Origin of the sequence: Pseudofulvimonas gallinarii, assembly GCF_004343305.1 — a bacterium.
Taxonomy (GTDB): Bacteria; Pseudomonadota; Gammaproteobacteria; order Xanthomonadales; family UBA2363; genus Pseudofulvimonas; species Pseudofulvimonas gallinarii.
This window is the reverse complement of sequence record NZ_SMAF01000012.1, coordinates 33,361-48,582: the sequence shown is the minus strand read 5'-3', so window position 1 is coordinate 48,582 and position 15,222 is coordinate 33,361. Positions and strand designations below refer to the sequence as shown.

The 15,222-nt window shown below is 68.5% G+C and carries 16 protein-coding genes; 2 read left to right on the top strand and 14 right to left on the bottom strand.

Translation table 11 applies throughout. From position 1 onward, the window contains the following. Positions 1-87 precede the first annotated feature (87 nt). The 13 genes from EDC25_RS09225 to EDC25_RS09165 form a co-directional block, all read right to left on the bottom strand. Positions 88-681, bottom strand: coding sequence for a hypothetical protein (locus EDC25_RS09225; protein WP_123523031.1), 594 nt, complete (start codon positions 679-681; stop codon positions 88-90). Positions 682-845: 164 nt separating this feature from the next. Next, the gene (holB, locus tag EDC25_RS09220; protein ID WP_123523030.1) at positions 846-1,781 is read right to left on the bottom strand and encodes a DNA polymerase III subunit delta'; all 936 of its coding nucleotides are present in this window, start codon (positions 1,779-1,781) and stop codon (positions 846-848) included. Beyond that, positions 1,778-2,425, bottom strand: a complete 648-nt coding sequence (tmk, locus tag EDC25_RS09215) for a dTMP kinase (protein ID WP_123523029.1) — start codon at positions 2,423-2,425, stop codon at positions 1,778-1,780. Before tmk ends, holB begins: the two co-directional genes overlap by 4 nt. Continuing rightward, a complete protein-coding gene (gene mltG, locus EDC25_RS09210) occupies positions 2,422-3,546 on the bottom strand; it encodes an endolytic transglycosylase MltG (protein ID WP_123523028.1) in 1,125 nt (374 codons plus the stop codon). Before mltG ends, tmk begins: the two co-directional genes overlap by 4 nt. Next, entirely contained in the window at positions 3,543-4,433 is an 891-nt protein-coding gene (gene pabC / locus EDC25_RS09205) for an aminodeoxychorismate lyase (RefSeq protein ID WP_123523027.1), read from the bottom strand. Before pabC ends, mltG begins: the two co-directional genes overlap by 4 nt. Then, positions 4,430-5,788, bottom strand: coding sequence for an aminodeoxychorismate synthase component I (locus tag EDC25_RS09200; RefSeq protein WP_123523026.1), 1,359 nt, complete (start codon positions 5,786-5,788; stop codon positions 4,430-4,432). The genes pabC and EDC25_RS09200 overlap by 4 nt, the downstream gene beginning before the upstream one ends. Positions 5,789-5,851: 63 nt before the next feature. Further along, on the bottom strand, positions 5,852-7,093 hold the full coding sequence (gene fabF / locus EDC25_RS09195; protein WP_123523025.1) for a beta-ketoacyl-ACP synthase II: 1,242 nt from the start codon (positions 7,091-7,093) through the stop codon (positions 5,852-5,854). Between the two features lie 112 nt (positions 7,094-7,205). Continuing rightward, positions 7,206-7,445, bottom strand: coding sequence for an acyl carrier protein (gene acpP, locus EDC25_RS09190; RefSeq protein WP_123523024.1), 240 nt, complete (start codon positions 7,443-7,445; stop codon positions 7,206-7,208). 253 nt (positions 7,446-7,698) lie between these two features. After that, entirely contained in the window at positions 7,699-8,448 is a 750-nt protein-coding gene (fabG, locus tag EDC25_RS09185; RefSeq protein ID WP_123523023.1) for a 3-oxoacyl-ACP reductase FabG, read from the bottom strand. Positions 8,449-8,468: 20 nt separating this feature from the next. Next, a complete protein-coding gene (gene fabD, locus EDC25_RS09180; protein WP_276312342.1) occupies positions 8,469-9,425 on the bottom strand; it encodes an ACP S-malonyltransferase in 957 nt (318 codons plus the stop codon). A gap of 73 nt (positions 9,426-9,498) precedes the next feature. Next, complete coding sequence (locus EDC25_RS09175; protein ID WP_123523021.1) at positions 9,499-10,467, bottom strand: beta-ketoacyl-ACP synthase III; 969 nt, start codon at positions 10,465-10,467, stop codon at positions 9,499-9,501. 173 nt (positions 10,468-10,640) lie between these two features. Beyond that, complete coding sequence (gene rpmF, locus EDC25_RS09170) at positions 10,641-10,841, bottom strand: 50S ribosomal protein L32 (protein ID WP_123523020.1); 201 nt, start codon at positions 10,839-10,841, stop codon at positions 10,641-10,643. Between the two features lie 92 nt (positions 10,842-10,933). Further along, positions 10,934-11,446, bottom strand: coding sequence for a YceD family protein (locus EDC25_RS09165; RefSeq protein WP_123523019.1), 513 nt, complete (start codon positions 11,444-11,446; stop codon positions 10,934-10,936). 52 nt (positions 11,447-11,498) lie between these two features. On the opposite strand from EDC25_RS09165, the gene EDC25_RS09160 reads away from it, so the two are divergent. Then, positions 11,499-12,080, top strand: coding sequence for a Maf family protein (locus tag EDC25_RS09160; RefSeq protein ID WP_123523018.1), 582 nt, complete (start codon positions 11,499-11,501; stop codon positions 12,078-12,080). On the opposite strand, the gene EDC25_RS09155 is transcribed toward EDC25_RS09160, so the two are convergent. Then, the gene (locus EDC25_RS09155; protein WP_123523017.1) at positions 12,081-13,922 is read right to left on the bottom strand and encodes a glycosyltransferase family 39 protein; all 1,842 of its coding nucleotides are present in this window, start codon (positions 13,920-13,922) and stop codon (positions 12,081-12,083) included. A gap of 162 nt (positions 13,923-14,084) precedes the next feature. Between EDC25_RS09155 and EDC25_RS09150 the strand changes: the two genes are divergently transcribed. Beyond that, entirely contained in the window at positions 14,085-15,188 is a 1,104-nt protein-coding gene (locus EDC25_RS09150; protein WP_123523016.1) for a Glu/Leu/Phe/Val dehydrogenase dimerization domain-containing protein, read from the top strand. Positions 15,189-15,222 lie beyond the last annotated feature (34 nt).

Genomic DNA, 15,222 nt, shown 5'->3' with positions numbered 1-15,222 from the left:
CCGGGCCTGGTTCGTCAAGGGTGAGTCGATTGCGACCGCGCCATTTCGACAGCCGGGACGCAGCGCACCGCAGCGCCCCCGGTCCGGTCAGCGCGGGACCAGCCGCAGGATGGCACCGTCGAGCATCAGCAGCAGGCGGTTGTCGACGCGATGGAAGTCGAAGCTGGCGTTGTCGCAGTCGATGCGCAGTGTCCTGACTTCCGGTCCGTCCAGACCGAGCGTTGCCGCGCGTTGTGCAAGCCGTGGATCGTCGCTGAGCGCGCCCTGGAACACGCCCTGGACGGCCATGTCGAACTCCCGGTAGCGCGCGCCCTTGCAGGCGAATGGATCGGGGCCACGCAGGCGTGTGCGTTCGAACACGACGGTTTCGCCAATCAGCTCGCGGATGCGCGGGTCGATCCCGGCATCGGCCTGCCACGGCGGCGGCGCGGCCTGGACGATCACCCAGGCACCATGGCCGCCGCGCATGACCATGACCACGACGGCGACGACGAACGGCACCAGCGCCACCAGCATCAGCCGCAGGTCGCGCCAGATCCGGTGTTTGCCGCCGGCGGACGGCGCCAGGCTGCGCGACAGCATGCCGGGCAGCGTGCGCAGTGCATCGCGCGAGCGCGACATCGAGGCTGCGAGACGGCGCATGTGCGGCGTGGGTTCGCGCGGGTCGGACGGCTCGGACATGGCGGCACGCTGCGATTCCGGTAAGGCGCCGCAAGCTTACTCCGGTTGTCCTGTCGCGCACGTGCCGGAGGTTGGGGCGGGGAAAGCCTTCTACGGGCAAGCGGGATCCGTGCCGTGCCTGGGGCCTTGTCCGCGACTGCAACCGATCGCGGACAAGGCCCCGCTCACTTGCCCTGCCAGGACAGCAGCCACTCGTGCAGCAGCCAGCTCGGCTTGAGCGGCGCGCGCAGGCGGCCGCGCAGTTTCATGGCCTCGGCCTGGCAGCGGCTGAGATGGTCGAGATCGGCCGGCGCCGTGATGCCCTGGGCGACGTCGTGGCCGGCGCTGGCCCAGCCCCACAGACGCAACCAGGCGATCGCAGCCTCGACATTGTCGTCCGCTGCCGCCGCCCAGCGACCGGCCACGGCCAGTGGCGACTGTCGGCCCTTGCGCACGGCGACCAGGTCCTCGCCGACGGCAGCGAGGCGCTTCGAAGCCTCCGGTTCACTCCAGGCCATCGCCGTTCCGGGATGGCCGGCCGCCAGCGCGACGGTCAACGCCAGTACGCTGCGACCCTGAGCAGCCAGCCACGCCTGCACGACCTGCGGCGAAGGCACCGTGACCACATAGTGCTGGCAACGGCTGCGCACCGTAGGCAGCAGATGCTCGGGCTCGTCCGCCACGAGGATCAGGTGCACGCCCGGCGGCGGTTCTTCCAGCGTCTTGAGCAGCGAGTTCTGCGCCTGGTTGGTCATCGCGTTTGCCGGTTCGACGATGGCGACGCGCACGGCGCTGGCCTGGCCGGTCAGCTGCACGCGGGCGATCAGGTCGCGGATCTGCGCGATCTTGATGCTGTCGCTGTCTTCTTCCGGCTGCACCTGCCGGAAATCCGGATGCGTACCGGCGGCCAGCCAGACGCAACTGCGGCAGTGGCCGCAGGCGCTGCCGTCGGCGGCGGGCGATTGACACAACAGGCGCGTCGCCATCGCCTGTGCCAGCGTCCGCTTGCCGAGCCCCTGCTCACCGGCGAGCAACACGGCATGACCAAGCCGACCGTTGCGCAGCGCGCATTCAAACTGCGTCCACGCCGGCTGCAGCCAGGGCGCCAGCGTTGTACTCATGACAGGACCACCCTGTTTCTGTTGCCCGCGACCAGCGCATCCAGCGCGGCTCGGGCCTGCGCGGCGACGTCATCGATCGCGGCGGCGGCGTCGATGCGACGGAATCGCGCGGGCTCTGCCGCGGCGCGCGCCGCGAAGGCGGCACGGACGCGCTCGAAGAAGGCCAGCGACTCGGCCTCGATGCGGTCGGCGTCGCCGCGGCCTTTCATCCGCGCCAGTCCATCGGCTACCGGCAGGTCAAGCCACAGCGTGAGGTCCGGACGCGTGTCCTCGACGGCGAAGTCCTCGAGCATGGCGATGACATCGACCGGAAGGCCGCGTCCGCCACCCTGGTAGGCGTAACTGGAATCGGTGAAGCGGTCCGACAGCACCCAGGCACCGCGCGCCAGGGCCGGGCGGATGGTTTCGCGCACATGCTGGGCACGCGCCGCGAAGACCAGCAGCAACTCGGTGTGCGCCGTCATGCCGGTGTGCGCGGCGTCCAGCATCAGTGCGCGGATGCGTTCGGCCAGCGCGGTGCCGCCGGGTTCGCGCGTGGCAACGACATCAATGCCGTGCGCTCGCAGATGGTCGAGACAGGCGGCGATCACCGAGCTCTTGCCGGCACCCTCGCCCCCTTCGATGCTGATGAAACGGCCGTTCATGGCGTCGACGCGTCGTCGTCGCCAGCGCCGGCGTCGCCGGCCGGGCCCGTCGATTCCGCCTGCAGGACCTGCCGGCGCGCGCCGAGCTGGTAGCGGCGCACGGCGTTGACGTGGTCGCGATAGTTCTCGGAGAACTGGTGGCTGCCATCACCGCGCGAAACGAAATACAGCGTCCTGCCATCGGCCGGCGAGATCGCCGCGGCGATGGAATCCCTGCCCGGCAGCGCGATCGGTGTCGGCGGCAGGCCTTCGCGCGTGTAGGTGTTGTAAGGCGTGTCGGCCTGCAGGTCACGCCGACGCAGGTTGCCGTCGAAGGCGCTGCCCAGGCCGTAGATCACCGTCGGATCCGTCTGCAACCGCATGCCCAGGCGCAGGCGCCGCGAGAACACGCCGGCGATCTCCGGCCGCTCGCTGGCCTTGCCGGTTTCCTTCTCGATGATCGACGCGAGGATCAGCGCCTGGTAAGGCGTCTCCACGGCGGTGGCCTCGCTGCGCTTCGCCCACGCGGCCTGCAGTTCCGCCTTCATCGCCAGGTGCGCGCGCTTGAGCAGCGCCAGGTCGGTGACGCCGCGGGTGAAGGCGTAGGTCTCCGGCAGGAACCAGCCTTCCGGGTGCTGGCCCTCGGCATCCAGCGCCGCCATGATCATCTCGTCGCTCTGGTCGGCGAGCGTGTGCGTGATGCCTTCGACGTCGGCCAGCGCGCGTCGCAGCTGGCCGAAGGTCCAGCCTTCGATGATGGTGAACTGGTGCTGGACCACGCGTCCACGCGCGAACTTGTCGAGCAGGCTGCGCGGCGTGACGCCATGGCCCAGCGCGTACTCGCCAACCTGCAGGCGCCGGATGACATCGGTTTCCACCGCCAGCGCCTGCCACCAGGGCTGGCGCCAGTTCTCGGTCAGGCCCATGCGCGCCAGGCGGCGCACGACGGTGCGCAGCGAGTCGCCCTTCTTGACCTCGAAGATCACTTCGTCATTGCCGATCGGCAGCGGTGTCGAAGCGAAGTGCTGGTAATCGCGCCAGGCGAATGCGGCAGCGACCGCAGTGAGCAGCAGCAGGACCAGCAGCACCTTGCCGATCCAGCCGTGCGCACGATGCCAGGTTGCGGAGGGAGACTCGGTCATCGTTCCGAAAGCGTTCCGGGTGGCTGGCCAATGCCCAGGGCCGCCAGAGTGTAACCGAGCCTTCGGGTTACCGGTCCGACGGGAAATCGGCGATCGCCGATGCGCGTGACCGGAACGATGCCGCGCACGGCGTTGCTGATGAAGACCTCGTCGGCGGCGAGCGCGGCTGCGCGGTCCAGATCGTCCTCGCGCACGGCCATCGCCCGGCGCGCACGACGCAGGATCCAGGCGCGCGCGACGCCGGCAACGCCGCAGCGGTCCAGCTTCGGTGTCAGGAGCACACCGCCACGCACGATGAAAACGTTTGCAGCGGTTGCCGAGATCACGTGTCCGTCGGCATCGAGCAGCAGGCCTTCATGGATGCGCGGGTCGCGCCATTCGCCCCGCGCGAGCACGTTTTCAAGGCGGTTGAGGTGTTTTAGGCCGGCCAGTGCCGGCTGGCTGGACAGCTGCAGGCGGCACCAGCGCAGGCGCGCGCCCTGGCCGTAGACGCTGGCGGGCATCCCGGGCAGGTCGTGGCGGCCGAGGATCCGCCTTGTCGTAGCGGCGTGATCCGGCCCATAGCCGCGGCCGTCGCCGCGGGTAAGCACCAGCTTGACGATGCAGTCGCCGCCACGGGCAAGACAACCCGCTTCACGCGCGAGCAGTGCGAGGTCGGGTTGCGGCAGTTGCAACCGTCGGCAACCGGCGCGCAGGCGCGCCATATGCAGTGGCCACAAGGGCGCGGCCCCGGCCACGAAGCGGATGGTTTCGAACAGGCCGTCGCCATAGGCCAGCCCGCGATCGAGCGCCGGAATGCTCGCGGACGGCTTGCCATCGACCAGTGCCTGGACGCGAGTGATGCCGGGGCGCTTTGCCGGGCCGGCCACGGTGCGCGAACGTTTCATTGTCCGAGCAGCGCCAACATGCCGCGCGCCTTGGCGCGTGTTTCGGCGAGTTCCCGCCCGGCGATCGAATCGGCGACGATGCCGGCGCCGGTGCGGAAGCCCATGCGGTCGACATCCAGCCAGGCACTGCGGATCAGGATGTTGAGATCCATGTCGCCGTGACAGTCCAGATAGCCGATGGCGCCGGTATAGGGACCGCGGCCGACCGCTTCCAGCCCGGCAATGATCTCCATGCAGCGCACCTTCGGACAGCCGGTGATCGTGCCACCGGGGAACAGCGCGCGCAGCACCTGCCCGGGCGTCACGTCCGCGCGCAGCTCGCCGCCGACGTTGGAAACGATGTGGTGGACATGGGCGTACGACTCCAGCGTCATCAGCTCGTCGACGCGGATGCTGCCCGGTATGCAGATGCGCCCGAGGTCATTGCGCTCCAGGTCGATGAGCATGACATGTTCGGCGCGCTCCTTGGGATGCGCGATCAGCTCGGCGAGCAGCGCCGCGTCCTCCGCTTCGTCACGCCCCCGCGGCCGCGTTCCGGCGATGGGACGGGTGTCGATGCGGCGACCACGCACGCGCAGCAGGCGTTCGGGCGAGGCGCTCAGCACGCTGGCGTCCTGCCACCGCAGCAGCGCCGAGAACGGCGCCGGACTGAGGCGCCGCAGGCGCCTGTACAGCGCCACCGGGTCCGGCGACGCCGCGAAACGCGCCCGCCAGCCGCGCGAAAGGTTCACCTGGAAGGTGTCACCGGCACGCAGGTGGTCGAGCACGCGCTGCACGCCATCGACAAAGCGTTGCGGCGGATCCTCGACCAGCGCATCGACCGGCGGCAGATCGTCGCCGTGCCCAGGAGATGCGCACTCGGCGGCGTCTTCGCAAAGGCGATCCAGCAGGTGTTCCCAGCCGGGCTCGGCAAAGACGCGGCTGCGACCGTCGGCATGTTCCCGCCACAGGGTGGCCGGCGTGCGCAGCGCAAGCGCGACCGGCAACGCCGCCTCGTTGAAGGCCGGCAGGCGCAAGGTCGGTTCGAACTGCGCGACCGCTTCATAGCCCAGGTAGAGGAGCCAGCCACCGCCGGCGACATCGTCGTCAGCGCTGTCGCGTTCGAGTCGCTCGCGGTCGAACGCGGCGTCGAGGCAACTGGCGAAATCGCTGCCGACCACCTGCCCGTCCTGGTCGCGTACCTGGCCGTCGCCGCCGAGCACGAGATGGCGACCGTCGCCGACCGCGAGAAGGTCGCGACGACCGGTGAGCGGATTGCCGGCGGAACTGTCGAGGAACGCGGGGTAGCGCTGCGGCCAGCGGGCCAGCAGCGCCAGCGGATCAATGCCCGCAAGCGTGTCGACGGTCGAGGTCATCGGTGGCCTGCCGGCGACATGGTTGCGGGACGCGGACTCGCCGGAAGGCGACCGCCAGCGCGGTCAGGCGCGCCGGAAGACGACCGTGCCGTTGGTGCCGCCGAAACCGAAGGAGTTCGACAGCGCGATGTCCACCTGCGCCTCGCGCGCCGTGTTCGGCACGAGGTCCAGTCCGGCCACGGCCGGATCGGGATTTTCCAGGTTGATGGTCGGCGGAATGACGCCGCGATGCAGGGCCAGGATGGCGAAGATCGCTTCGATGCCGCCGGCCGCACCGAGCAGGTGTCCGGTCATCGACTTGGTCGAGCTGACCATAACCTTGCCTGCGTGCTCGCCGAACACGCTGCGCACCGCCTGCGCCTCGGCGACGTCGCCGGCCGGCGTCGAGGTGCCGTGCGCATTGATGTAGCCGACTTCGGCGGCGTCGATGCCGGCGTCGCGCAGCGCGTTGACCATGCAGCGCGCGGCGCCGTCGCCGTTCTCGCTCGGCGCGGTCATGTGGTAGGCGTCGCCGCTCATGCCGAAACCGATCAGCTCGCAGTAGATGCGGGCACCGCGGGCGCGTGCGTGCTCGTATTCCTCCAGCATCACGATGCCGGCGCCATCGGAGAGCACGAAGCCGTCGCGATCGACGTCCCACGGACGGCTGGCACGCTCGGGTTCGTCGTTGCGGCTGGACAGTGCGCGGGCGGAAATGAAGCCGCCGACGGCAGTCGGCGTCGTCGAATACTCGGCGCCACCCGCCAGCATCGCATCGGCGTCGCCGTAGGCGATCATGCGCGCGGCCAGGCCGATGCAGTGGGTGGCGGTGGTGCAGGCCGTGACGGCCGCGAAGTTGGGGCCCTTCAGGCCTTTCATGATCGACAGGTGGCCCGAGATCATGTTGATGATCGCGCTCGGCACGAAGAACGGCGAGATCTTGCGCGGCCCACCGGTCATGTAGGCCTCGTGCGTCTTCTCGATGGTGCCGATGCCACCGATGCCGGCGCCGATCGCCGCGCCGACGCGCTCGGCGTTGGCATCGGTGATCTCAAGCCCGGAATCGGCCAGCGCATCCAGTCCGGCGGCGATGCCGTAGTGGATGAACGGGTCCATCTTCTTCACGTCCTTGGCGGCGATCCAGTGGGCTGGATCGAAGTTGCGGACCTCGCCGGCAATGCGCGTTGCAAACGCGCTGGCGTCGAAGTGGGTGATCGGGCCGATGCCGCTGCGCCCTTCTGTCACGGCCTCCCAGGCCGAATCGATGGTATTTCCGACGGGCGACAGGATGCCCAGGCCGGTGACGACGACGCGACGCTTGCTCATGGCGATATCACACTTCAACGGATGGACATGAATGCGCCCGGGCAGGATTGCCGGGCGCCGGATTCAACTGCATGCGCGTCCGCTCCGTCTGGACGGACGCGCCGGTCAAGGCTCAGGCCTTGACGTGGGCCTTGACGTAGTCGACGGCCTGCTGGACGGTGGTGATCTTCTCGGCATCTTCGTCCGGGATCTCGCACTCGAACTCTTCTTCGAGCGCCATCACCAGCTCGACGGTATCCAGGGAGTCTGCGCCGAGATCATCGACAAACGATGCGCTGGGGGTAACTTCCTCTTCCTTGACCCCGAGCTGCTCGACCACGATTTTCTTGACGCGATCTTCGATGCTGCTCATGTGTGTGACGACCTCTGCTGCGTGAGTGAAGCGGGGATTGTAGAGCATGACCGCCCGGCGGAGGGAAGCCCCCGACCGGGGCGGAAAAATAACGTGGAGGTGCCGGACGTTACGCGGATTCCTGCCGGCCAGGACGAAGAACACGACACAGGAACGGACACGATTGGCGCCCGTCCGTGAAGCGGTTTCCCGACCCAGCCGGCTGCAAGTCCGAGTGTCGCGAAGGTGGCATGCGCCTTGCCAGCCGCTAGCCTCAACTCATGTACATGCCGCCGTTGACATGCAGCGTTTCGCCGGTGATGTAGGCGCCGCCCGGTCCGGCCAGGAACAGGACCGCCTGCGCGATATCGTCCGGCGTGCCCAGGCGCCCGAGCGCGATCGAATCGGCCAGCGCCTGGCGCTGTGCCTCCGGCAGGTCGCGCGTCATGTCGGTCTCGATGAAACCCGGCGCGACCACGTTCACGGTGATGCCGCGGCTGCCGACTTCGCGCGCCATCGACTTGCTGAAGCCGACAATGCCGGCCTTGGCGGCCGCGTAGTTGGCCTGGCCGGCGTTGCCGATGGAACCGATCACCGAGGCGATGGAGATGATGCGGCCCTTGCGTGCCTTCATCATGCCGCGCAGGACCGCCTTGCCGAGGCGGAAGACCGAAGTCAGGTTGGTGTCGATGACCCCCTGCCAGTCGTCGTCCTTCATGCGCATCAACAACTGGTCGCGGGTGATGCCGGCGTTGTTGACGAGGATCGACACCGCGCCGATGTCCTTGCCGACCGCTTCGACCAGCGCCTCGCAGGCGCCCGGCGCGGTCACGTCCAGCACGCGGCCCTCGCCCTTGCCGGGCAGCGCCGCCAGTCGCTCGCTGATGGCATCGGCGCCGGACGGGCTGGTGGCGGTGCCGATCACGCGTGCGCCGGCCCGGGCCAGCGTGTCGGCAATGGCGGCGCCGATGCCGCGGCTGGCGCCGGTGACGAGGGCGATTTCGCCTTCAAGCACTGCGTTCATAAGGGTCTCCTTGTCGGTGCTCAGGCGCGCCAGGCGTCAAGCGCCGCGTTGAATTCGTCCGCGCCGCCGAGGGCGCGCATGTCCAGCGACTTGTCGATGCGCTTCACCAGGCCGGCGAGCACCTTGCCCGGACCGCATTCGGCGATCCGCGTCGCGCCAGCCGCGACCAGCGCCTGCACGCAGTCGGTCCAGCGCACCGGCTGGAACAGCTGCGCCGCCAGCGCATCGCGGATCGCCTCGACCGAATCGCGACGTCGGGCGTCGACGTTGTGCAGCACCGGAAGCGACGGCATCTGCCAGTCCAGCTGCGCCATCACGCCTGCCAGGCGCTCCGCCGCGGGACGCATCAGCGGCGTGTGCGAAGGCACGCTGACCGGCAGTTTCACCGCCTTGCGCACGCCACGCTCGGCGAGCAGCGAAATGGCGCGATCCACGGCGACGGCGTGGCCGCCGATGACGATCTGGCCGGGGGAGTTGTAGTTCGCCGGAACCACGACCTCGTCGCCGGACGCCGCGACGCAGACGTCGGCAACCAGCGCGTCGTCGGTGCCGAGCACCGCGGCCATGGCGCCGACACCGGCGGGCACCGCTTCCTGCATCAGGCGGCCGCGCTCGCGCACCAGGCGGGCACCGTCAGCCAGCGAAAGGGCGCCCGCTGCGACCAGCGCGGTGTATTCACCCAGGCTGTGGCCGGCCAGCTGCGCCGGGATGGCCCCGCCCTGCGCGCGCCAGAGCCGCCACACCGCGATGCCGCCGGCGAGCAGCGCCGGTTGCGTGAACTCGGTCTGGTTGAGGCGTTCGTCGCCGGACTGGCTGATCTCCCACAGATCCACGCCTGCCCCTTCGGAGGCCTCGGCGAAGGTGTCGGTCACCAGCGGAAACGCGGCCGCCAGGTCCGCCAGCATGCCCGGCGCCTGCGACCCCTGCCCCGGGAACACGAAGGCCAGATCGGCCATCGATTGGTTTTGTGCAGTCATCCAGAAAACTCCCAGTTCACTTGTTCGATACACCGGCGAGCGGACACTCCGTGTCTCGCCGGAGCCGACCCGATCAGTAGCGCAGCAGTGCCGAACCCCAGGTGATGCCGCCGCCGAAGGCTTCCATCAGCAGCAGCTGGCCGCGCTGGATGCGGCCGTCGCGGACCGCTTCGTCGAGCGCCAGCGGCACCGAACCCGACGACGTGTTGCCGTGGCGGTCGACGGTGACGATGACCTTTTCCATCGGCAGGCCGAGATGGCGCGCAGTGGCGCTGATGATGCGCAGGTTGGCCTGGTGCGGGACCAGCCAGTCCAGTTCTTCCTGGGCAATGCCGTTGGCTTCGAGCGCTTCCTCGGCGACCTTGGCCAGGGCGCGCACGGCGACCTTGAACAGCTCGTTGCCGATCATCACCACCTTGACGCCGTGGTTGTGCTCGTCGCGGAAACCGGACGACACGCCGACGGGATTGAACAGCAGTTCCTTGTGGCCGCCATCGGCATGCAGGTGCGTCGAGAGGATGCCGGTCTCTTCGGACGGCTTCAGCACGACGGCGCCGGCGCCATCACCGAACAGCACGCAGGTGCCGCGGTCCGTCCAGTCGATCATCCGGGTCAACGTCTCGGCGCCGATCACCAGCGCGCACTTCGACTGGCCGGAACGGATGAACTTGTCGGCCATCGACAGCGCGTAGATGAATCCGGAGCAGGCGGCGTTGACATCGAACGCGGCGCAACCGCCCGCACCCAGGCGCGCCTGCACCAGGCAGGCCGTGCTCGGGAAGATCAGGTCGGGGGTCGTGGTGCCCAGGGCGATCAGGTCGATGTCGTCGGCGGTGACGCCGGCCGCTTCCATCGCGCGTCGCGCGGCCTGCTCGGCAAGATCCGCCGTGGTCTGGCCCTCGGCGGCGATCCGGCGCTCGGAAATGCCCGTGCGCTCGCGGATCCACTCGTCGGTGGTCTCGACCATTTTCTCGAGGTCGGCGTTGGTCAACACACGCTCAGGCAGGTAGCTGCCCGTTCCGGCAATTCGCGAATAGATCACCTAGATATCCTCCCGAAAACCACGCGGTTGCCGTCCTGGCGGGCGACACGCGGGTAAGACAAAGGCGCGAGCCCGGCTCATCGCCGGCTCACGCCCCTGCCTGTCTTGCATTGATGGCCTTGCGCCGGTGCCTCCCGGCGCGATGTTGACGCGACGGTCGGCACGGGAGGAACTTAATCCTCGTCGTCCTCGGCCACTTCCACCTTGGACGCGATCACCTGGCGGCCACGGTAGTAGCCATCCTTGGTGACGTGGTGGCGACGATGGGTCTCGCCGCTGGTCGGGTCGGTCGAAAGCTGCGCCGCGGTGAGGGCATCGTGGGAACGGCGCATGCCGCGCGTCGACGGGGTCTTGCGGCTCTTCTGAACAGCCATGGTGGAAAACTCCAGTGATCTCTTGCCGTGTCATCCTGACGTGATTGCCGCCGTTCGTCCTTGAACGGAGGACTTGTTGTCCGGGTTGCCGCCTACTGCAAGCGCAGCGATTTCAAAACAGCGAAGGGGTTGGGCTTCGCATCTTCCTGCGCCTCTTCCGCGGCGCTTTCTTCCTGTCCGACCAGCGCGCTGTCCGGTCGCGCCGGCACCAGCGGCAGCGCCAGGATCAGCTCGTCCTCGATCAGGTCCGCCAGCGCCACCATGCCGTCGGCCGGCACCAGCAGCGGCTCGTATCCGGGCGGCAATGCCGCTTCCTCGTCCTCGCGCCGCATGAGGCCGAGACGAAGCCCGATCGAGACCGGCTGCCTGTACACCTCGAGCGTGCGCTGGCAGACGAGCGGAAGCTCGCTCTGGGCGCGCACTTCGACATAGGCCTGGTCGAACTCGTCCGTATCGAACTCGATCTCGCAGGTGACGACGCCTTCGGTGCTGCCAAGACTGTCGCGCAGGCGCGTCAGGCTGGCCAGATCGAGCTCGCCCGCAAAGCAGCGACGCCCGGTCACCATTCGCCAGACATCGACCTGATCGGGCAGCCCGCGAGACATAAGACGGCTATGCTAGCGCCCGTATAAAGAACCTGTCAATTCAAGGCGTTCCATGACTACTGTCGTACTGGCCTCGACCTCCGCCTACCGTCGCTCGCTGCTGGAACGGATCCTGACCGGATTTTCCCAGGCGGCACCGGCCGTCGACGAATCGGCGCGGCCCGGCGAAGCGCCGGACGCCCTCGCCCGCCGGCTGGCCATCGCCAAGGCGCGCGCCGTTGCCGCAGACCATCCGGGCCGCGTGGTGGTCGGCTCGGACCAGGTTGCCGCGCTGGGCGACCGCCTGCTGGGCAAGCCCGGCGACCACGCGCGTGCGCGCGAACAGCTGGCCGCCTGTTCGGGTCGTACCGTCCGGTTCCTGACGGCGGTCTGCGTCATCGACGCCACCGGCTGTGAACAGGTTCACCTCGACACGACCGCGGTGCGGTTCCGCCCGCTGGAGGAGCGTCAAATCGAATCCTACCTGCAGCGCGAGCAGCCCTACGACTGTGCCGGCAGCTTCAAGTGCGAAGGCCTGGGCATCGTCCTGTTCGAACATATCGACAGCCGCGATCCGACGGCGCTGGTCGGCCTTCCGCTCATCGCGCTGGCGAGGATGTTGCGCGATGCCGGCGTCGATCCGCTCGCCGGTTGATCAGCGATCGATGCGCAGCGCGCCGCTGCCGATGGGCCAGACAAGCCCGTCCGGACGACGCGCCTCGACCTGGTAGGTGTAGGTCCCGGCTGCCCAGTCGCGGGTGTCGATCACGACGCCGAAACCGAGGCGATCACCGGCGGGATCACCCAGCTCGCCCCAATGCTGGCGCGCCCAGGCCGCCTCGCGCGTCCGCGATACGCTGACCGGCGCCTGGCCTTCGATGCGGATGTCGACCGCTTCGATGCCCTGCCCCGCCTGCGTCACCCAGCCGGAAACCAGCACGGGCTCGCCACGGTGGCGCACCTGGCGGTCCTGGTCCACCCAGCCCAGCGGCGGCAACGCTGCAGTGTCGCAGTGCGGCTGCGTCGAGTAACCGTCATGGCGCCAGCGCACGAAGCGCTTGCGTCCGTCGAACAGGTCGAGCACGCCGTCGAGGCGCAGTCCCGCGAAACGCGTGCACAGGTTCCGGTACCAGTCCCAGCGGTCGCTGAAACGACGCGCGGTTTCCTCGACCAGCAGCCAGCCTGGTGCCGGTGGCTGCGAAGCCAGCGCCGCTTCGTCCAGCGACCAGATCGCCAGCTGGGCGGCGCGGCCATGACGGCTGTTGAGCGGGTCGTCGAGGACGCGCACGGCATCGCGACGTTCCGGCGCCATGTAGTAGGTCAATGCCGCCCCGAGCATGAAGTTGTCCACGATCACCGGGGTCGCGCCGGCATCCGCCTCGCGCTGCCACGCCGCGACTTCACGCCAGCCGCTGAAGTTCGCGGGGAAGCGCTTGCCATCGAACCAGCCGCCCTGCGCAGACGGCCAGATCCCGGCGGCGAAGTACGCCAGCACCAGCGCGATGACGAGGGCCGACACCGCCAGCGCGGCGGTCCGGATGCGTTGCGACCACGTCGACCACGACCCGGCCACCAGCGGCAGGGCGACCAGATAGGCCGGCAACTGCCAGTGCCAGCGGAAGCGCTCGTTGTCGGCGACAAATCCCAGTGCGAAGAACAGCAGCCACATTCCCGACGCCAGCACCGCCAGCGTCATCTCGTTGCCGGCCAGTGGCCGGCGTCGCCACAGCCGCCACATCGTCGCGACCATGATCCAGGCCAGAACGGGACCGACCACCAGCGCCTGCTCGGCCAGTTGCAGCCAGCCGTCGGACTGCCAGGCCCAGGGGTGGCGGTCCAGCAACTGGAAACGCAGGCCGGCGTAGTCATGGCCGGCGTTGAACCACCACAGCGGAAGCAATGTCGACGCCGCGACCAGCGCAGCCAGCCACGGCCAGGGCGTGCGCAGGGTGGCGCGTCCGTGCGGATGCATCAGGACGACCAGCGCGATCACCAGCGGCAATGCTGCAAACCGGTAATGGCAGAGCATGCCCAACCCGAGCACGACGCCGAGCAACAACCATGGCCGGGCCCGTGCCGGAGGTGCCAATGCGACGAGCAACTGGTGTGCGGCGGCGACGGACAGGCAGGCCATCACCACGTCGGGCACCGCCATCACGCCGATGGCGAAAGCCAGCGGCAGCACAAGCGCCAGGATGCCGGCCGTCCATGCGGCCGCCTCGCCATGGCTGCTGCGCGCCAGCCACGCCACCTGCCAGGGCAGCAGCAGTCCCAGCAACAGGAACGGCCAGCGCACCGCGATCTCGGCGCCCGGCATGGCCGATCCCAGGCCGATCAGCCAGGCGGTCAGCGGCGGCAGGTCGCTGTACGACCACGCCGGCCAGCGGCTTTCCCACCAGTAGAAGGCTTCGTCGCCGAAAAGCGGCAGGTGAACGGCCAGCGCCAGTTTCAGCGCGGCCAGCAGCAGCCACAGCACCATGAACACCCGTTGTGTCATCACCTTCCACACGTCTGCGTACAGAAAACCCGCCGAAGCGGGCTGCTACAATGCCGGCCCTCACGCAGGGCGGCATCCGGAAGTTTTGCAGGTGCACAATTCTCCGTGCCACCGCTTTCCGGGCCGGCCAATCATCCCACGCCGATAGCGGAGTAGTCCGACATGCTGTTCGAAAAAATCGCCACCTCGGGCCATGAGGAAGTCGTGTTCTGCCACAACCAGGACGCCGGCCTGAAGGCGATCATCGCCATCCACAACACCGTGCTGGGCCCGGCCCTGGGCGGTCTGCGCATGTGGCCGTACAAGACCGAGGAAGATGCGCTCAATGACGTGCTGCGTCTGTCCAAGGGCATGACCTACAAGGCCGCCGTGGCCGGCCTGAACCTGGGTGGCGGCAAGGGCGTCATCATCGGCGATCCCAACACCGACAAGAGCGAGGCGCTGTTCCGCGCGCTCGGACGGTTCGTCAATTCGCTCGGCGGCCGCTACATCACCGCCGAGGACGTCGGCATCGACGTCAACGACATGGAATACGTGCTCAAGGAAACCGAGTACGTCACCGGCGTGCACCAGGTCCATGGCGGCTCCGGCGATCCCTCGCCGTTCACCGCCTACGGCACGCTGCAGGGCCTGATGGCGTCGCTGAACCACGTCTACGGCAACGAGGATGTCGGCAAGTACAGCTACGCCGTGCAGGGCGTCGGCCACGTCGGCATGGAGTTCGTGAAGCTGCTGCGCGAACAGGGCGCCAAGGTGTTCGTCACCGACATCAACAAGGCGGCCGTGCAGCGTGCGGTGGACGAGCTGGGCTGCGAAGCGGTCGAGCTGGACGAGATCTACGACGTCGACTGCGACGTGTACTCGCCGACCGCGCTGGGCGGCACCATCAACCTCGACACCATTCCGCGCCTGAAGTGCAAGGTCGTCTGTGGCGCCGCCAACAACCAGCTGGCCACCGACGAGTGCGGCATCGAGCTGGAAAAGCGCGGCATCCTGTACGCACCGGACTATGCCGTGAACGCCGGCGGCCTGATGAACGTCTCGATCGAGTTCGATGGCTACAACCGCGAGCGCGCCATGCGCATGATGCGCACGATCTACTACAACCTCGGCAAGATCTTCGAGATCGCCAAGCGCGACGGCATTCCGACCTTCAAGGCCGCCGACCGCATGGCCGAGGAGCGCATCGCCCAGATCGGCAAGATCAAGCTGCCGCACATGGGCAACAATGCGCCGCGCTTCCAGGGCCGCATGCGCGGCAACTGAGCCGGCACGGCACACGACGCGCGCGTCGGGAGGC